Source organism: Aureimonas sp. ME7 (assembly GCF_903970965.1).
In the GTDB taxonomy this organism is placed as follows: Bacteria; Pseudomonadota; Alphaproteobacteria; order Rhizobiales; family Rhizobiaceae; genus Aureimonas.
In genome coordinates, this window is record NZ_CAJCKW010000005.1 from 48,720 (window position 1) to 64,450 (window position 15,731).

The window sequence follows — 15,731 nt, forward strand, 5'->3', positions numbered from 1 at the left end:
TAAACCTCCCTCTACGGTAAACAGTCCTGCAGCATTTGATCGATTTCGCTATTAACCTCACATCTACTTCTCGTCTGACAAACCGCAGGTCGGATGGCAATCTTGGCGTGTGACGCGGCAAGTGTGCCCGTATCCACGGATATCCGACATCGAAGGTCGCCATGATGGGCTTTTCCACTCTCCTGGTCGGTGACGAGACGCTGCTCGTGCAATGCGCCGAGATTCTCAAGGCGTGCGGACACACGGTGTCAGCGATCGTCACCGACTCCGGACCGATCCGGGACTATGCCCTCGCCCAAGGCATCCCCAGCTTGCCGCGCGGGGCCGACCTTGCCGAGCGCCTCGCCGCCTTCCGGTTCGACTGGCTGTTCTCGGCGGCCAACCTCTTCGTCCTGTGCCCGGAAATCCTGGCCCAGGCGCGCCAGGGCTCGGCGAACTTCCACGACGGGCCGCTGCCGCGCTATGCCGGGCTGAATGCGCCGGCCTGGGCGATCATGACGGGCGAGCGCGAACACGGTGTCACCTGGCACGAGATCACGGCCGGCATCGACGCGGGCGCCATCCTCGCCAGCCGCCGTTTCGAGATCGCTGCGGACGACACGTCGTTCCTCCTCAACACGCGCTGCTTCGAAGCCGCGATCGACGCCTTCGCTGAGCTGGTCGAGCGGATCGAGCGCGGCGAAGCGCATGGGCTCCCCCAGCCGGTCGAACCCGGCAGCTATTTCGGCCTCACCGACCGCCCGCCGCTCGCCGGAACGCTGCGCTTCGACCGGTCCACGAGCGAGCTCGACCGTCTCGTGCGCGCGCTCGACTTCGGCGCCTCGTATCGCAACCCGCTCGTGACCGCCAAGGTGCTTTTGCCGGACGGACCGCAGGTTGTCGCGACTCTTCGCGTCCTTCCGGGCGAGCCAGTCCCGTTCGGGGCACAGCCCGGTACGGTGCTCGGCACGAACGGCTTGCGACTTCGGATCGCGGCGACGGACGGCGTCGTCGAAGTCGAACTGGCGGAGGAACCCGCCGTACCGCTGATGCCCGGTACGGTGTTGCCGCTTCTTTCCCAGAACGAGCGCCAAGCGCTGGACGAGGCCGTGGCGAAGGCGGCCCGGTTCGAACGCGCCGCGCGCCGGCGCCTCGCCCATGCGGCGGACTTCGACCTTCTCGGCGTCGCCCCCCTTCGCGAAGGGCATTCGCGTGACCTGCAGTCGATCGACCTCCCGTCTCTCGCAGGCCTCGACGCCGATACACGCGTCGGCGCGGCGGCGGCGCTTCTTCTTCTCCTCACACGCAGCGAGGCGGCCTCGTTCGCCTATTCCGACGCCGCCTCGCGCGCGAGCGCGCTCCGCTTCCCCGGCTATTTCGAAGCCGCCCGTCCGCTCAACGTCGCGGCGGGAGCGGACACCTCGACGGAGGGCTTCCTTGCCATCGTCGCCGGCGAACTCGCCGCGCTGCGCCGCCACGGACCGCACCTTGCCGATCTCCCCATGCGCGAGCCGGGCCTCGCGCCGGTTCGGCTGACGGCCGCGATCGTGGAAGGCCAGGGCGATATCGCCGACGTGCCGAGCGGGGCGGCCCTCGCTTTCGTCCTGCCCGACGACAGTACCTGCCGGCTCGTCTTCGATGCCGCCCGCATCGAAGCCGCGGACGCGCGCGATCTCGCGGCGCGTTTGCAACTCGTGGCCGAAACCCTTGCCCATGCGCGGCCCGAGCGCCTTGCCGACCTGCCGCTGATGCGAGAGGACGAAAAGCGCCACCTTCTGTTCGATCTCAACGACACCGCGCGCCCGCCGCTGCCCGAAACGACGCTCCACGCGCTGATCGAGGCGCAGGTCGACCGCACGCCCGATCTCGTGGCGGTCGTCGATGCGCTCGGCTCCCTGACCTATCGCGAACTGGAAGCCCAAGCCAACCGGGTGGCGCACGCCCTCGTCTCGCTTGGGCTTCGGCCGGGCACGATGGTCGGCCTTCACCTTTCGCGCTCCACATCGCTCGTGGTCGCCGCGCTCGCCATCGCCAAGGCCGGCGGCGCCTATGTGCCGCTCGACCCGATGTTTCCCACCGATCGGCTCGCCTACATGGTGGAGGACAGCGCGGCGCCGATCGTTCTCACCGAGCGCCATCTCCTCGGCTCCATCGCGACACCAACCGTGCGCTTCGCCGCGATCGAGGACCTTCTCGCCTCCGACGCGCCGACGAGCCGTCCGGCCGTTCCCGTCGGGACGAACGACCTCGCCTACGTCATCTACACGTCCGGCTCCACCGGCCGTCCGAAGGGCGTGATGCTGGAGCACGGCAACGTCGCGAACTTCTTCGCCGGCATGGACGAGCGGGTTCCGGCGAAGAGAGCCGATGGAGCTCAGCCCGTGTGGCTCGCCGTCACCAGCCTGTCCTTCGACATTTCGGTGCTCGAACTCTTCTGGACGCTGGCGCGCGGCTTCAAGGTCGTCGTTCATTCGCCGGAGGTGCGCAGCCAATCGGCCGGGCTGGTCGCGGCGGACAGCGCCGGCAAGCTCGGTTTCGGCCTGTTCTTCTGGGGCAGCAACGAAGGGTCGGGTTCGCAGAAATACAAGCTGCTTCTCGACGGCGCGCGCTTTGCCGACGCCAACGGCTTCTCGGCCGTCTGGATGCCGGAGCGCCATTTCCACGCCTTCGGCGGCGGCTTCCCGAACCCGTCCGTCACCGCCGCGGCCGTGGCCGCCCTCACCCGCAACGTCGCGATCCGCGCGGGAAGCTGCGTCCTGCCGCTCCACCATCCGCTGCGCGTGGCCGAGGAATGGGCCGTCGTCGACAACATGAGCGACGGGCGCGTCGGCCTCGCCTTCGCATCCGGCTGGATGCCGGAGGACTTCGTCCTGCGCCCGGAGAACGCGCCGCCGCACAACCGCGAAGCGCTTCTGCGCGACATCGACACCGTGCGCCGACTGTGGCGCGGCGAGGCGCTCCCCTATCCGTTCGGCGAGGGGCGAAGCGCCGCCGTCGTCACGCAGCCCCGCCCGATCCAGCGCGAACTGCCCGTCTGGGTGACGACGGCAGGCAACCCGGACACCTGGGTCGAGGCCGCCCGGCTCGGGGCCAACGTCCTGACCCATCTTCTCGGCCAGTCGATCGCGGAGGTCGGCGAGAAGATCGCGCTCTACCGGCGGACGCTTCGCGAGACGGGGCGCGACCCGGCCGAGTTCAAGGTCGTCCTGATGCTCCACACGCTGCTGGGCGAGGACCGTGAGGAGGTCCGCGCCCGGGCGCGCGAGCCGATGAAGGCCTACCTGAAGACCGCCGCCAACCTCATCAAGCAATATGCCTGGGCCTTTCCCGCGTTCCGAAAGCCGGCGGGCCTTGGCCAAGCCCTCGATATCGACCTCCAGGGCCTGTCGGCGGAGGAGATGGATGCGATCCTCGAATTCGCCTTCGCCCGCTACTTCGACGACAGCGGCCTGTTCGGCACGGTCGAGGATGCCAAGCACCGCGCGGGGGAACTCGTCGCCATCGGCGTCGACGAGATCGCCTGCCTGATCGACTTCGGCGTGGCCGAGGATCTGGCGCTGGAACGGCTATCGCCCTTGGCGGAAGTCGTCGCAGCCTTCGGGCCGACGTACGCGGACTCCCCGCCGACGATCCGACGCAGCGTCGCCGAGGATATCGCGGCACACAGGGCGACCCATCTCCAGGCGACGCCTTCGATGATGCGCATGTTCCTGTCGGACGACGAGGACCGGCGAGCGCTCGGGCGTCTCGCCCACCTCTTCGTCGGCGGGGAGGCCTTTCCGGCCGCCCTCCTGGCTGAGCTTCGCGCCGCGACGGACGCCACGATCGAGAACATGTACGGGCCGACCGAGACGACGATCTGGTCCTCCACCACACGCGCCGAGAATACAGGCGGCGTCGTGCCGCTCGGCACGCCGATCGCCAACACGCAGCTCTACGTGCTCGACGAGGCGCTTCGCTTGGTACCGCCGGGAAGCCCGGGAGAGCTTTGCATCGGCGGCGCGGGCGTCGCGCGCGGCTATCATGGGCGCCCCGAACTGACGGCCGAGCGCTTCGTGCCCAACCCCTTCGCGCCCGGTCGGATCTACCGGACCGGCGATCTCGTGGCGCGGAGCCGGGACGGCACGCTCCAGTTCCTCGGGCGCACCGACCATCAGGTGAAGGTGCGCGGCTACCGGATCGAGCTCGGCGAGATCGAGGAACGGATCGAGGCCTTCCCCGGCGTCGCGCAGGCCGTCGTGGTGGCGCGTGAGGACCGGCCGGGCGACGTGCGCCTCGTCGCCTATCTGCGCACCCCCGCAGGCGCGGTGGACGAGACGGCGCTGCGTGCGCATCTGGCCGAGCGCCTGCCCTATTACATGGTGCCGGCCCATTTCATGACGCTCCAGGCCTTTCCGCTGACGCCCAACGCCAAGGTGGACCGCAAGGCCTTGCCGAAGCCGGGCAACGCGCCGGTGCCAACCCGCGCCCCCGCCGTGGAAGCGCCGCCGCTGGTTCCCGTCCTCGGTGCTCCAGGCATTCCGGCGGGCGAAATGGAACGGGCAGTCGCCGAATGCTTCGCTCGGGTGCTCGGCCTGTCCGAGGTGGCACCCGGCGACAGCTTCTTCGCGCTCGGCGGCCACTCGCTTCTGGCGGTGCAGGCGCATCGCGAGTTGAAGGCGAGCGTCGCGCCGGACATGGCGATCACCGACCTGTTCCGCTTTCCAACGGTTCGGGGCCTTGCGGAGCACCTGTCGAACCGCACGGGCGGCAACGAACGCCTCGACCGGGTAGCCGACCGGGCGGCGCAGCGGCGCGCTGCGCTCGGCGGTCGCCGCGCCGAAATGGAGCGCGCGCGGGGCGGCGGCTGATGGCGTCGGCCCCCGCGCGCGCGCTTCCGCCGGAGCAACGATCGGATCTTCGGGCCCTGTTCGGTCCGGGCGTCGCTCTCGCCTTCGGCGACCCGCGCGCGCCGTGGCCGCTCGCGCTCCCGGCGGAAGAGAGGGCGATCGCGTCGGTCGTCCCCAAGCGCCGCGCGGAGTTCCGAGCTGGGCGGGCGCTGGTTCGCCTCGCATCGGCCGAACTCGGCGCCCCTCCCCTGACGATCCCGGCCGGGGCCGACCGCGCGCCGCAATGGCCGGCGGGCTGGACCGGCTCGATCAGCCATTGCGCCGACCTGTGCGGCGCAGCCGTCGCACGTGCCGGCGACGGCATCCTGTCGCTGGGGCTCGATATCGAGCCCGCCGAGCCGCTGGACGTCAATCTCATCCCTTTCATCGCGAGGGCAGAGGAGCAGGCCCTTCTCGAAGGCGACGACGCACTCCTGCGCGCGCGGATGCTCTTCGGCGCGAAGGAATGCGCCTACAAGGCGCAGTATCCCTTGAGCGGCGCGATGCTGGAATTCGACGATCTCCATGTGACGTTCGAGACTGGCGGGCCGTGGTTCACCGCCCGGTTCATGCGCGGTGTCGGCCCGTTCGCCCAAGGCGACGCCATCGCGGGCTTCTGCGTCCAGGACGGCGCGCATGTGATCAGCGGCGCGGTTCTGCGCACCGGCGAAGGAGGCGACCGTTGAGCCTTGCCCGAACGACGGAGATCGTCGAGCCGCAGCCCATGGGAGGCCGGCTGCTTCTCGTCACCGCCGTGCGCCTGCGCCGGGGGGCGCAAGGGTTGGAGATCGACGACCAGACGGCGGCCGGGCTCGAACGGTGGGCGGAGCATTTCGCCGCCGTCACCTATGCCGGGATCCTCCTGAAGGGCGAGCGCGAGGAGAACACCACGGCCAACTGGGTCCCGGTGCGCCGCATTCCCGGCGCCGAGCGCATGCGCTTCCTGGCCCTGCCCATGGCCTATCGCATCGGTGCCTTCGCGCGCACCTACCGCGCGACGCGGCGGCAGCTCGGCCGCGAGATCGCGGCTGCCGATCACCTCTGCTTCACGCTCGGCTATCTCGCAGGCGACTGGGGCGCCGTCGCAGCGCTGGAAGCGCGCGCTCAAGATCGGCGCCACGCCGTGTGGTTCGACCGCGTCGAGCACGAGACGATAGCCCGCACACTGCATGCCATGCCGTGGAAACGGCGGCTCAAGGAACGCGCGTCGATCGCGCTGATGAAACCCTACCATCGCCGCCTGATCGCCGGCAGCAGCCTCGGGCTCTTCCAGGGCATGGACACGTTCGACGCCTATGCGGCGGGGTGCGCCAACCCGGCCTGCGTCTACGACGTCCACACGCGCCCGGCGGACTTCATAGGCGAGGCTGCGATCGCCGCAAAGATCGAGCGCCTCGCCTCTGGCGCGCCCGTGCGCATCCTCTATGCCGGACGCGCCGCCGAGATGAAGGGGCCGATCGACTGGCTGGAGGCGCTGGCCGAAGCGCACGCACAAGGCTTGGATTTCCGGGCGCGCTGGCTCGGCGACGGGCCGATGCTCGGCGCCATGCGCGAAGCGGTCGAGCGCCTGGGGCTCGGCCCCCATGTCGAGCTCGCCGGCTTCGTTTCGGACCGCGAGACCGTGCTCCAGGCGATGCGCGAGGCCGACATCTTCCTGTTCTGCCACAAGACGCCGGAATCGCCCCGCTGCCTCGTGGAGGCCCTCGTTTCCGCCTGTCCGCTCGTCGGCTACGAAAGCCGATACGCGTCCGGGTTGGTGGAGGGCTCCGGCGGCGCGCTTCCCGTCCCGCCGAACGATCCGCAGGCGCTGGGGCGCGCCCTGGCGGGACTTGCGAGCGACCGGGAACGGCTCGGAACCCTCGTGCGCCAAGCCGCCGTCTCGGGCCGCCGCTTCGACGAGGCCAAGCTCTACGCGGAGCGCGCCGGGTTGATCGCGGCTCATGCGTAAGGCTCGGGTCTTCGCTCTCGGCCTCGGCGCGCTTCTGACCGGGGCGGCCTTCATCGCCGCCCGTGAAGCGCCCGACCCCGCACGTATCGCGGCTCCCCGACCCATCGAGAGCGCGCGGAAGCTTTTCGTGTCCGGGCACAGCCTCACCACGCCTTTGATCGGTCCGCTGAACAGGATGACGCCTCCGCTCGACGTCGTGTCCCACTCGATCGACGGTTCCACCATTCGCCAGCGACGGGATACCGGCCCTTCCGCCGATACGGACATCCTCCTCGTCACCGAGCAGCATCGCCTTCTCGATGCGATGACGCTCGCGGACACGGTCGGGAGCCTGCGTGAGATGCACGAGCGCTTTCGCGCCCTCAACCCCTCCGGCGTGACCGTCTTCTACACATCTTGGGCCGATCTTTCGGACCCGGAGGCGCCGGAAGCCTGGGTCGAATTCGAACGCCGAGCCGCCCCGGTCTGGGCCTGCCTCGCGCATCGAGCCGGCGAGGGATCCGACGCGATCCGCGTCCTTCCCGCCTCGCTCGCGCTGGCCGATCTTGTCGCGGCGCTCACAGCCGAGCCCGACGCCTTCCCGGGCTTCGAGGGCACGGCGCCGCGCGCGATCACGCAGGCAATGTTCACGGACCGCGTTCACGTCAGCCCGCTCGGCGGCTTCTTTCTCGCCCGGCTGTCGGCCGAGTTCCTGGTCGGGAGCGAGCGCGCGGCTTCGCTGCGGGCACCGCCCGATCTCGACCCCGCGCAGGTACGCTCCGTCTCGCAGTTTGCCGCCGGATTCGCGAAGGATTGGCGGGCCGCCGGTGCTCCGGCCGATCCCTGCCGGGGCGCCACTCCAGCTGGCTTCGTGCCGGCTTATACCGACTATATGGAAGCGACCTATGGACAATCCGGCGAAAGCGTCTGGCGCAAGGAGGCCAGCCGGCTTCGCCACGCCCTCGCCCTGTATCGGCGACTGTTGCTCTGAGCCCGACGCCTACCGATCCCGGTCCGTCCTGATCCAGCCGGCGCTGCGCGAGCCGAGCGCCATGCGTGCGTACATTCCCGCCTTGGAAGCGGCATAGGGGAGAACGTGCAGCGCGAGCCGCATCGGCAGGACGGCACGCCCGAACCGCACCCAGGCCACGAACAGCGATCCGACGAGAAGCCCGAGCGCGCCGGACGCCATGGCCAGCGGCAGCGGCACCCGGCCGAAGGCGAGCTGCGCCAGCATCACCAGCACAAAGAAGGCTCCGACGACGAGGATCAGCAGCGTCAGCGGCGGGATCATCGTGTCGAGCGCCAGCATCGCGCTTGCCGGCCGCCTCGCCCGAACGGCGCGGGCGATGTGACGCGCCGCCAGGGCGATCATCCCCAGATGCCCCTCTTCCCAGCGCCGGCGCTGCGTTTGGGCGCCGCGCTCCGACATCGGAAAGTCGCTGAGGATCAGGGCGTCTTCGCAGAAGCGCGCGCCCGAGCCTGTCAGTGCCAGATCGAGCCCGAGGCGCATGTCCTCCACCAGACTGGAATGGGCGAGATCGGCGTCGCGGATCAGGGCCCAGGGAAAGGCCATGCCGCTTCCGGTCAGGTGGCACGGCAGGCCCATCCGCTGGAGGCCGGCAGGGCGGACACGGTTCTTGACCAAGAAAGCGAGTTCCGCGACCCGCATGCCGATCCGCGCCTCGGGCGGCGAGCGCATGAGATAGCAACCCTGGACCGGGCGGCGTTCGCTGACAGCCATCTCGTGAAGACGAGCCAAGGCACCCTGTGCCAGACGGCAGTCGGCGTCCACGACAACGACGACGGCCGGCGGATTCGTGGCGAGGTGGCGCAGGCCGAAATCGAGCGCGTAGCCCTTTCCCCGGCGCTCGCTGTCGAACCGCTCGATCACTTCCGCGCCGACACCGCGCGCGATCCGGGCCGTCTCGTCCCGGCAGTTGTCTGCGACTACGAGGATGCGAACGCCGCTCCAAGCCTGCGCCCGAAGGTTCTCGATGGCTCCTGCAATGCCGCCGGCCTCGTCATGGGCGGGAACCAGCACCGCGAGATCCGCCGGCGCCCCCGAGGCGACGCCGCTCGCAGTATTGCGCCGGCGCCCGGGAAGACAGGCGGCGGCAACCTCCAGGGCGAAGAGGCCGGTCAGGATCAAGAGCCCCAAGGCGGGAACGGCCAGGATCGTCTGCAGGATGGTCGGCATGGCAATCCCTCGAGCGGCAACCGGACGAACCTCGCATGCCGGCGGTTACGCGATCGCGAACGCCACCCGAACGCAACCCATGGTGGATGCCGCCGCTCGTCCGCCGTTGCGCTTCAATGAGCGCCGAAACCACCTTCGACCCTATGAAACGCCCGCTTCATACGGCAAGTGCCGCCACGTTAACCGTCTCAATAGATGATAGTCGCCACCAACTTCCAAGCGAACAATTAAACTGCTGTAACCCATTCGCGACACTCATCGACTTGCATAAAATTCGACGCATCCTCGGGGAGAAGAAGATGACACTGGCGTTCGACGGCGTTCCCCTTCTCAGACGGGCCAGCGATCGGTTTCTTGGAGTCGCGTTTCAGCGGATCGTCTTCAACGACATCATCGAAATTCTTGAGACGGTCGATCACGACGCGAAGTTCCGCTACGTCGTGACGCCGAACGTGGACCACGTCGTGCGACTGTCGCGACAGCCCGAACTCGTCGACATCTACCGAGGTGCCTGGCTGACGCTGTGCGACAGCCGCCCCGTGCGCCTCGCCGGCTGGCTTTTCGGCCGCGGCATTCCCGTCGTCACCGGGTCGGACCTGACGGCCACGATGTTCGGCCGCGTGATGCCGCATGGGTCGCGCGTCGCCGTGGTTGCCCCTTCGCAGCTGGCGCTGGATCGTCTCGTCGAGCGCTTTCCCCAGTTCGAGATCCACGGCCATGTGCCGCCGGCGGGGCTCGGGGGCAAACCGGAGGAGCTCGCCCGCTGCGCCGCCTTCGCGCGCGACTGCCGGGCCCGGTTCATCTTTCTCGCGGTCGGCTCGCCCCAGTCGGAGCGGATCGCCTGGCTGATGTCGCGCGATCCGGAGGCGCGCGGCACCGCCTTCTGCATCGGCGCTTCGATCGAGTTCATCACCGGCCTTCAGCGCCGCGCACCGCGCTGGATGCAGCGGGCGGGGCTCGAATGGCTCCACCGCGTGGCCAGCGACCCCGGCCGCCTGTGGAAGCGCTATGCGTTCTCGCTCGCCCCCTTCCTCGGCCTCATGACGCGCGAAGCGGATCGGAAGGCGGCAGACGCGGGATGGCGGCCATCGCCGCAGACCCCGCTTCCCGTGACGCGCGACCGGCGCTCCAAGGCCGTGGTGATCTCCCGGACCGGACGGCGGATCGACGCTTCCAAATCCCGCAAGGGTCCGCAAAGCGCGCACTGACCTCGTCGGGAGAACGTCCTGCGGGGCAGCTCAGTTGGCCACGAGATAAAGCGCCAAGGTGGCCATCGGCGCGATCGTCTGCTGCACAGTGTATTCCATCTGCATGACGAGACTCGGGTGCTCGACGAGGTACTCGTAGTAGGGCAGCGCGAAGCGCGCCGGCTCGATACGGCGGTGTTCGGCATCCTCGTCCCGCCCGGTTTCAGGCAGCGCCGACCAGGGCGGGCCGAAGATCCAGCCGAAGGCGGACGCCGATTGCGGCGCCCATCCATAGACCGTGATGCCGGGCGGCACGCCGACGCCCATCGCCAGACTGTCCTCGTGCAGGACGCCGCCGACGGAACGCACGCCGACCCCCGTCATCAGGCTGAGGCCGAGTTGGTTGGCGCCCAGCATCGCATGATGCGCACGCTCCATCGTCTTCAGGATGCGGGGGTCCCCGTTGAGCGTATGGGCGCGCATGAGAAGCATCGTCGCCCCGTAATCCGGAGAGCCGCCCTGCCCCCAGCCGGCCGGCGCGAACGGGTGCTTCATCGCGGGATAGCTCAAGCGATCCTGCGCGGCGACGAGACTGTCCGCTTCGGCCACGATCATCTTACCGATCTCGTTCTTGATCCGAGCATCGCCGCCCTTCGCCTGGAGATAGTCCCAGGCGGCATCGCCCTTGTGGGCGTAGAGATCCCAGCCGCCGTCCCATGCCTCCTCGAAGATTCGCGCCCGCGCCCGGCTTCCATCCAGCCGATAGAGCGCGGCGGCGGCGGCCACGCGAAGCTCGCCCGCCTGCGCCTGCATGGCGCGCCGCCGCTCGGACCAGGACGCAGCATCGAACGCGCCCGCCGCCTCGCCGGCCTGGATCGAGGACGCGAGAGCCGTGTCCGGGTCGGCATAGGCGGCTTCGGCAAAGAGCCAGGCGGCGAGCGCGCTCGCCTCGAACATGTCGGCGAGTTCGGCGCTACCGGCTTCGCGCAGCGTGCGCGCGAGCTTGGCGGCGGTGGCGGCGTAGAGGTAGCTCGACAGGTGGTCCGGCGCATAGGCGAACACCGTCCGGTGTTCCAGGAAGCTCGGCTCGCCCTTCTGTGGATGCCCGGCGCTCTCGATGCCGCCCGGAATGCTTCCGTCCGCGCCCTGGAGCCGCCGGTAGAAATCGAGAAGCCAGATCGCCTCGTGGACGAGCGGGGGCAGCGCGTCCGTGCCCCGGTAGATCGGGTCGGAAAGAACGGCGCTGGACAGGGGGATGGGGAGCGAGCGCGTCGACACGCCCGAGCGGGCGATCGCCTCCTCCACTTCCAGAAGCAGGGAGGAGACTTCCACGTGCTGGATGCGTCGATCCCAATCGCCCGCATCCATGTAGCCGCCCCAGGCGTCGGCCGGTGCTAGGCTTCGCGTGATCCACGGCTCCTTCGCCCCTTCAGCGAAGGGCACGAAGCCGCCGGCAAATTCCGACGACCAGGCGAGCGGCAGGCGCGAGCGCCAGACGCGAAAGCCATTCCCCGGCCGGAAGGCGGCAGGCCGCGTGAAGCCGGCCCGGTCGTCCAGCGCAATCCCGCTTCGGTGGTCGTAGAGCGCGCCGAGCGACAACGCGGCCGAGCGCAGCCAGATGTCGTCGGCGATCGTGAACGGGTCGGACACGCCGAGCCCCGGCACCTGAAGCCGATAGGCGCCGGGCGCCTTCGGCTTCCAGGCGGAATAGTCGAGTTCGAAGACGAAGGTCCCCGCCCGGTTCGTCTGGTGCGCGGGCGTCACCGAGGCACCCGGCTGCGCATGGCCCGGCAGGGCGGGACCGTCGAGTTCGGTGAGGGCGAAGCTCGTCCGGTCTGCCTCGGTCACGGTTCCGAAGGTTGCGGCCGCGTCCTGATCGCCGTTCAAGCGCTGAAGACCGACGCGCGTGCCGGCCTTCAATCCGTGCGGCTCCGTCGTGACGATGCGGACACCTTCCAGCGCGCGGATCGGAACGGGGTCGGCGTCGGCATCCAGCGTGTCGACGAGGTCGTGGGCAAGCCCGTTGCCGGGCTCGGGGTCGGCGGGGCCGGCGCGCAGGCGGATCGGGGCTTCGAAGACCGAGGCGCCGGCATCGTCGACGACGCGGAACGTCTTCAGCGCGTAGCGGCGGAAATCCACCGCCCCCTGATCGGGACCGCCAGGAAGCCAGAGCGACAGGAAGCCGACCTTGGCGAGGTCGTTTGCCCGGTGGCCGAGCTGCGTCGCGTGGATGGCGACGGCACGCGTTCGCCCGTCGTCGAAGGCGAAACGCGTATCCGCCGGCAGGACGCCGGGGGCGGCCAGCGCATATTCGCCCTCGCGAAGAGGCCCGTCGAGCTTGAGATAAAGCTGGTGTCGAAAGCTTGCCCCCGAGCGCTCCTCGCCGCCGGGCCCACGATACAGGCCGGAATCGTAGGGCATCGACTTGCGATACACGGCGGTGACGCGGCGCTGGCCGACGAGCCCGTAGTTCGCGGCATCGTCGGCCAACGCGCGGTCGAGGAAACTCGAAGGTGGCGTGTCGGCGAGCCGGAGATGGTCGCGCTCGGGCCCGACCACGAGCCCCCACCCCTCGCCGTGTCGCACCCATGTGCCGACCGGCTCGGAGCGCGGCGCATCGAGGCGGATCAGCCTGCCGCGTTCGAACGGCGGGCCCTCCAGCGTCAGGGCGACGATGTCGGGCGCGGCCATCGCGATCTCGCGCAAGGCAGGCTCCGCCTTCGCGTCCGGCGGCAAAAGGGCGATCAGCGCACCCGCGAGGGCGGCGAGGCATGGCAAGGTCACGAGCGTCCGGAACACTGCGTATCTTAACCCTTCGAGACGAATATGGACCACAACCAGGGGGGTGGGCAGGCCACACGTCCTGCCTATCGGCTAAGATGAAAGATCAGGGAAACAAGCGCGTCGCATGGAAACCCGCATGCCGACCATGATGAACGAGACGTTGCGATCGTTTTGGGCTTCGCGTTCGTCGGGTGACCGCGCGTCGTGAAGTTCCTGGCCCTTCTTTATGCGCTAATCCTCGCCGTTCCGCTCTGCATGATGCTGCGGGCGAGCCCGGCTTTCACGCGTCTGTTCTGGGTGGTCGTCGGCGCCCTGCCCTTCCTGGCGCCCGGCCTGCCCGTCTTCGACATCGGCCTCGTGAGCTGGGCGGACACGTGGGTCGGCTATGTCTACGGGCTGGAAGTCACCGTTCTCGACATCGCGATGCTGGCCGCCTTCTTCGCGTTTCGCGGTTCCCCGCTTCCGCTCTGGCTCAAACTGCCGGCGCTCGTCTTCGGCCTCGCGCTCGCGCTTTCGATGGGGCAGGCGGACGAGCCGATGGCCGCCTTCTTCGGGGTCTGGCAATACGCCCGCATGGTGCTCCTGATGATCGTGGTGGCACATGCCTGCCGCGCGGACCAAGACGTCGCCCCGCGCATCCTGCTCGGCATGGTGGTCGGCATCGGCGTCCAGCTCGCCGTATCGCTGGAGCAGCGTTTGTTTCTCGGCTTCACGCAGGCGCGCGGGCTCTTCGTCCACCAGAACACGCTCGGCATGATCGCGCACATGGTTCTGGTGCCGCACCTCGCCATGCTCCTTCATCGCGGCACCAGCCATTCCAGCACGTTCCGAAACCTCGTGGGCGTCGGCGCCGCTGCCTCCGTCGCGATCCTCACCGCCTCGCGCGGCACGATCGGCATGGCAGCCGCCGGGATGGCGCTGACCTATGGGGCGCTCGCCTTGTCGCACCTGACCCTGCGCAAGATCGCCTTCGCCGGCTCGGCCGCGCTGGTTCTCGTCGTCGCCGGGCCGCTCGCCTATTCGACGCTGGAAAACCGCTTCCACGCCGCCCCCTTGCGAGAGGACGTCTACGACGAGCGCGCCGCCTTCGCCGCCTCGGCCAAGGCGATCGTGGCGGACCATCCGTTCGGCGTCGGCACCAACCACTATGTCCACATCGCGCGCGACGAGGGCTATTCGTACCGGGCGGGCGTGGCGCGCGGCAGCCGCGAGAGCCTCGTCCACAATGCGTTCTGGCTGACGGCGGCGGAAGCCGGCTGGTTCGGCATGGCCGCCTTCATCGCCATGCTGGCGACGCCGCTCGTCACCGCTCTCGTCGTCGGCTGGCGCGTGCGCGGCACGTTCGGCGGGCACCTGATCTTCGGGCTCGGCCTGTCGCTGGTGCCGGTCTATCTCCAATCGCTCTACGAATGGGTGATCTACGCCCGCGAGGTGCAATATGTGCTGTTCACCACGATGGGAATGACCTTCGGCCTCGCGCTCGCCGCGCAGGCCCATCTTCGCAAAACGGCCGCCGCAGCGCCACACGAGGCGCCCGGCGCGGCGCGGGTTCCGGCATGACGAACGAACCGCCCAGGCCCGCGATTCCGCTCGGCTATTTCCTCAACACCTACCCGGCGCCCAGCGCGACCTTCATCCGCAACGAGATCGAGGCGCTGGAAGCCCTCGGCCACCGGGTCTCGCGCTTCGCCGTCCGCCGTTTCCCCGGCGCCCTGGTGGACCCGGCCGACCTGCGCGAACAGCGGGCGACGACCTATCTCATGGAGGGGTCCAAGGCGAACCTGATCGCATCGGGCCTGCGGGAACTCCTGACCCGCCCCCTCGCCTTCGCCAAGGGGCTCGGGGCAGCGCTCGGCCTCCTGCGGCAGGCGCGAGGCGGCGTGCTGCGCCATGCGGCTTATCTTCTCCAGGCGGCCAGCCTGCGCCAGAAGGCGGCGCGTCTCGGCATCGCCCACATCCATTCGCACTACGGGACGAACCCGGCGGCCGTCGCGATGCTCTGCCGTACGCTCGGCGGCCCGAGCTACAGCTTCACCGCGCACGGGCCGGACGAGTTCGTAGGGGCCGAAGGCCATGGCTTCCGCACCAAGATCGAGCGGAGCGCCTTCACCGTGGCGATCACCGACCACGCCCGCGCCCTTCTGGAAGGGCTGGCGCGGAAGGAGGATCGCGGGCGGATCGTGACGGTGCGCTGCGGGCTCGACCTGCCGCGCTTCCAGCCGGCGCCGCCGGTGGAGGCCGGCAACCGGGTGCTGGTCTGCGTCGGTCGGCTTTGCCCGGCCAAGGGGCAGGTCCACATTCCCGCTGCCGTAGCGGCCTTGACGGCGACGCTGCCGGACATCCGGGTGCTCCTCGTCGGCGACGGGGAAAGCCGGCCGCAGGTCGAGCGGGCGATCGCCGAGCACGGCGTCGGGGAACAGGTGATCCTCCACGGTTGGGCGCGGGGCGACGAGGTGCGCGCGCTTCTCGCCTCCTCGCGCGCGCTGCTCCTGCCGAGCTACGCGGAAGGATTGCCGATCGTCATCATGGAAGCCTTCGCGCTGGGACGACCGGTCATCACCACGACGATCGCCGGCATTCCGGAACTCGTCGACGACAGCTGCGGCTGGCTGATCCCGCCGGGCGACGTGGCCGCGCTGACCCGCGCGATGGAGGCCGCGCTCCGGGCCGACCTCGCCGAGCTTTCGCGCATGGGTCTCGCGGGGCGGGCCCGCGTGGAGCGCCTGCACGACCGCAACGCGCAAGGCGCGGCGCTGTCGCGCCACTTCGCCGAGCGAACCTGACGC

Annotated in this window: 9 protein-coding genes; 7 read left to right on the top strand and 2 right to left on the bottom strand. The window is 69.5% G+C overall.

Going from position 1 to position 15,731, the window contains the following annotated elements; translation table 11 throughout:
- Positions 1-161 precede the first annotated feature (161 nt).
- Genes H7A85_RS10480 through H7A85_RS10495 form a run of 4 tightly spaced genes read left to right on the top strand, consistent with a single transcriptional unit; the run spans position 162 to position 7,765 of the window.
- Complete coding sequence (locus H7A85_RS10480) at positions 162-4,829, top strand: MupA/Atu3671 family FMN-dependent luciferase-like monooxygenase (RefSeq protein WP_182085890.1); 4,668 nt, start codon at positions 162-164, stop codon at positions 4,827-4,829.
- Positions 4,829-5,533: a 4'-phosphopantetheinyl transferase superfamily protein gene (locus H7A85_RS10485; RefSeq protein ID WP_182085891.1), complete on the top strand. Its 705-nt coding sequence runs from the start codon at positions 4,829-4,831 to the stop codon at positions 5,531-5,533. The genes H7A85_RS10480 and H7A85_RS10485 overlap by 1 nt, the downstream gene beginning before the upstream one ends.
- Positions 5,530-6,795, top strand: a complete 1,266-nt coding sequence (locus H7A85_RS10490) for a glycosyltransferase (protein WP_182085892.1) — start codon at positions 5,530-5,532, stop codon at positions 6,793-6,795. The genes H7A85_RS10485 and H7A85_RS10490 overlap by 4 nt, the downstream gene beginning before the upstream one ends.
- Entirely contained in the window at positions 6,788-7,765 is a 978-nt protein-coding gene (locus H7A85_RS10495; RefSeq protein WP_182085893.1) for a hypothetical protein, read from the top strand. Before H7A85_RS10490 ends, H7A85_RS10495 begins: the two co-directional genes overlap by 8 nt.
- 9 nt (positions 7,766-7,774) lie before the next feature.
- Here H7A85_RS10495 and H7A85_RS10500 read toward each other — a convergent pair whose 3' ends face one another.
- Positions 7,775-8,974, bottom strand: coding sequence for a glycosyltransferase family 2 protein (locus H7A85_RS10500; protein ID WP_182085894.1), 1,200 nt, complete (start codon positions 8,972-8,974; stop codon positions 7,775-7,777).
- A 299-nt stretch (positions 8,975-9,273) separates the two neighbouring features.
- Here H7A85_RS10500 and H7A85_RS10505 point away from each other — a divergent pair, with 299 nt between their 5' ends.
- A complete protein-coding gene (locus H7A85_RS10505) occupies positions 9,274-10,182 on the top strand; it encodes a WecB/TagA/CpsF family glycosyltransferase (protein ID WP_182085895.1) in 909 nt (302 codons plus the stop codon).
- A gap of 30 nt (positions 10,183-10,212) precedes the next feature.
- Here H7A85_RS10505 and H7A85_RS10510 read toward each other — a convergent pair whose 3' ends face one another.
- Entirely contained in the window at positions 10,213-12,960 is a 2,748-nt protein-coding gene (locus tag H7A85_RS10510) for a glycoside hydrolase family 9 protein (protein WP_182085896.1), read from the bottom strand.
- Between the two features lie 189 nt (positions 12,961-13,149).
- Between H7A85_RS10510 and H7A85_RS10515 the strand changes: the two genes are divergently transcribed.
- Both H7A85_RS10515 and H7A85_RS10520 read left to right on the top strand, forming a co-directional pair.
- Positions 13,150-14,505 carry an O-antigen ligase family protein gene (locus tag H7A85_RS10515; protein ID WP_182085897.1) on the top strand — a complete coding sequence of 452 codons (1,356 nt, stop codon included), beginning with the start codon at positions 13,150-13,152 and terminating at the stop codon, positions 14,503-14,505.
- Positions 14,502-15,728 (top strand): glycosyltransferase family 4 protein, encoded by a 1,227-nt coding sequence (locus H7A85_RS10520; protein ID WP_210270240.1) that lies wholly within the window; start codon positions 14,502-14,504, stop codon positions 15,726-15,728. Before H7A85_RS10515 ends, H7A85_RS10520 begins: the two co-directional genes overlap by 4 nt.
- Positions 15,729-15,731: the final 3 nt, after the last annotated feature.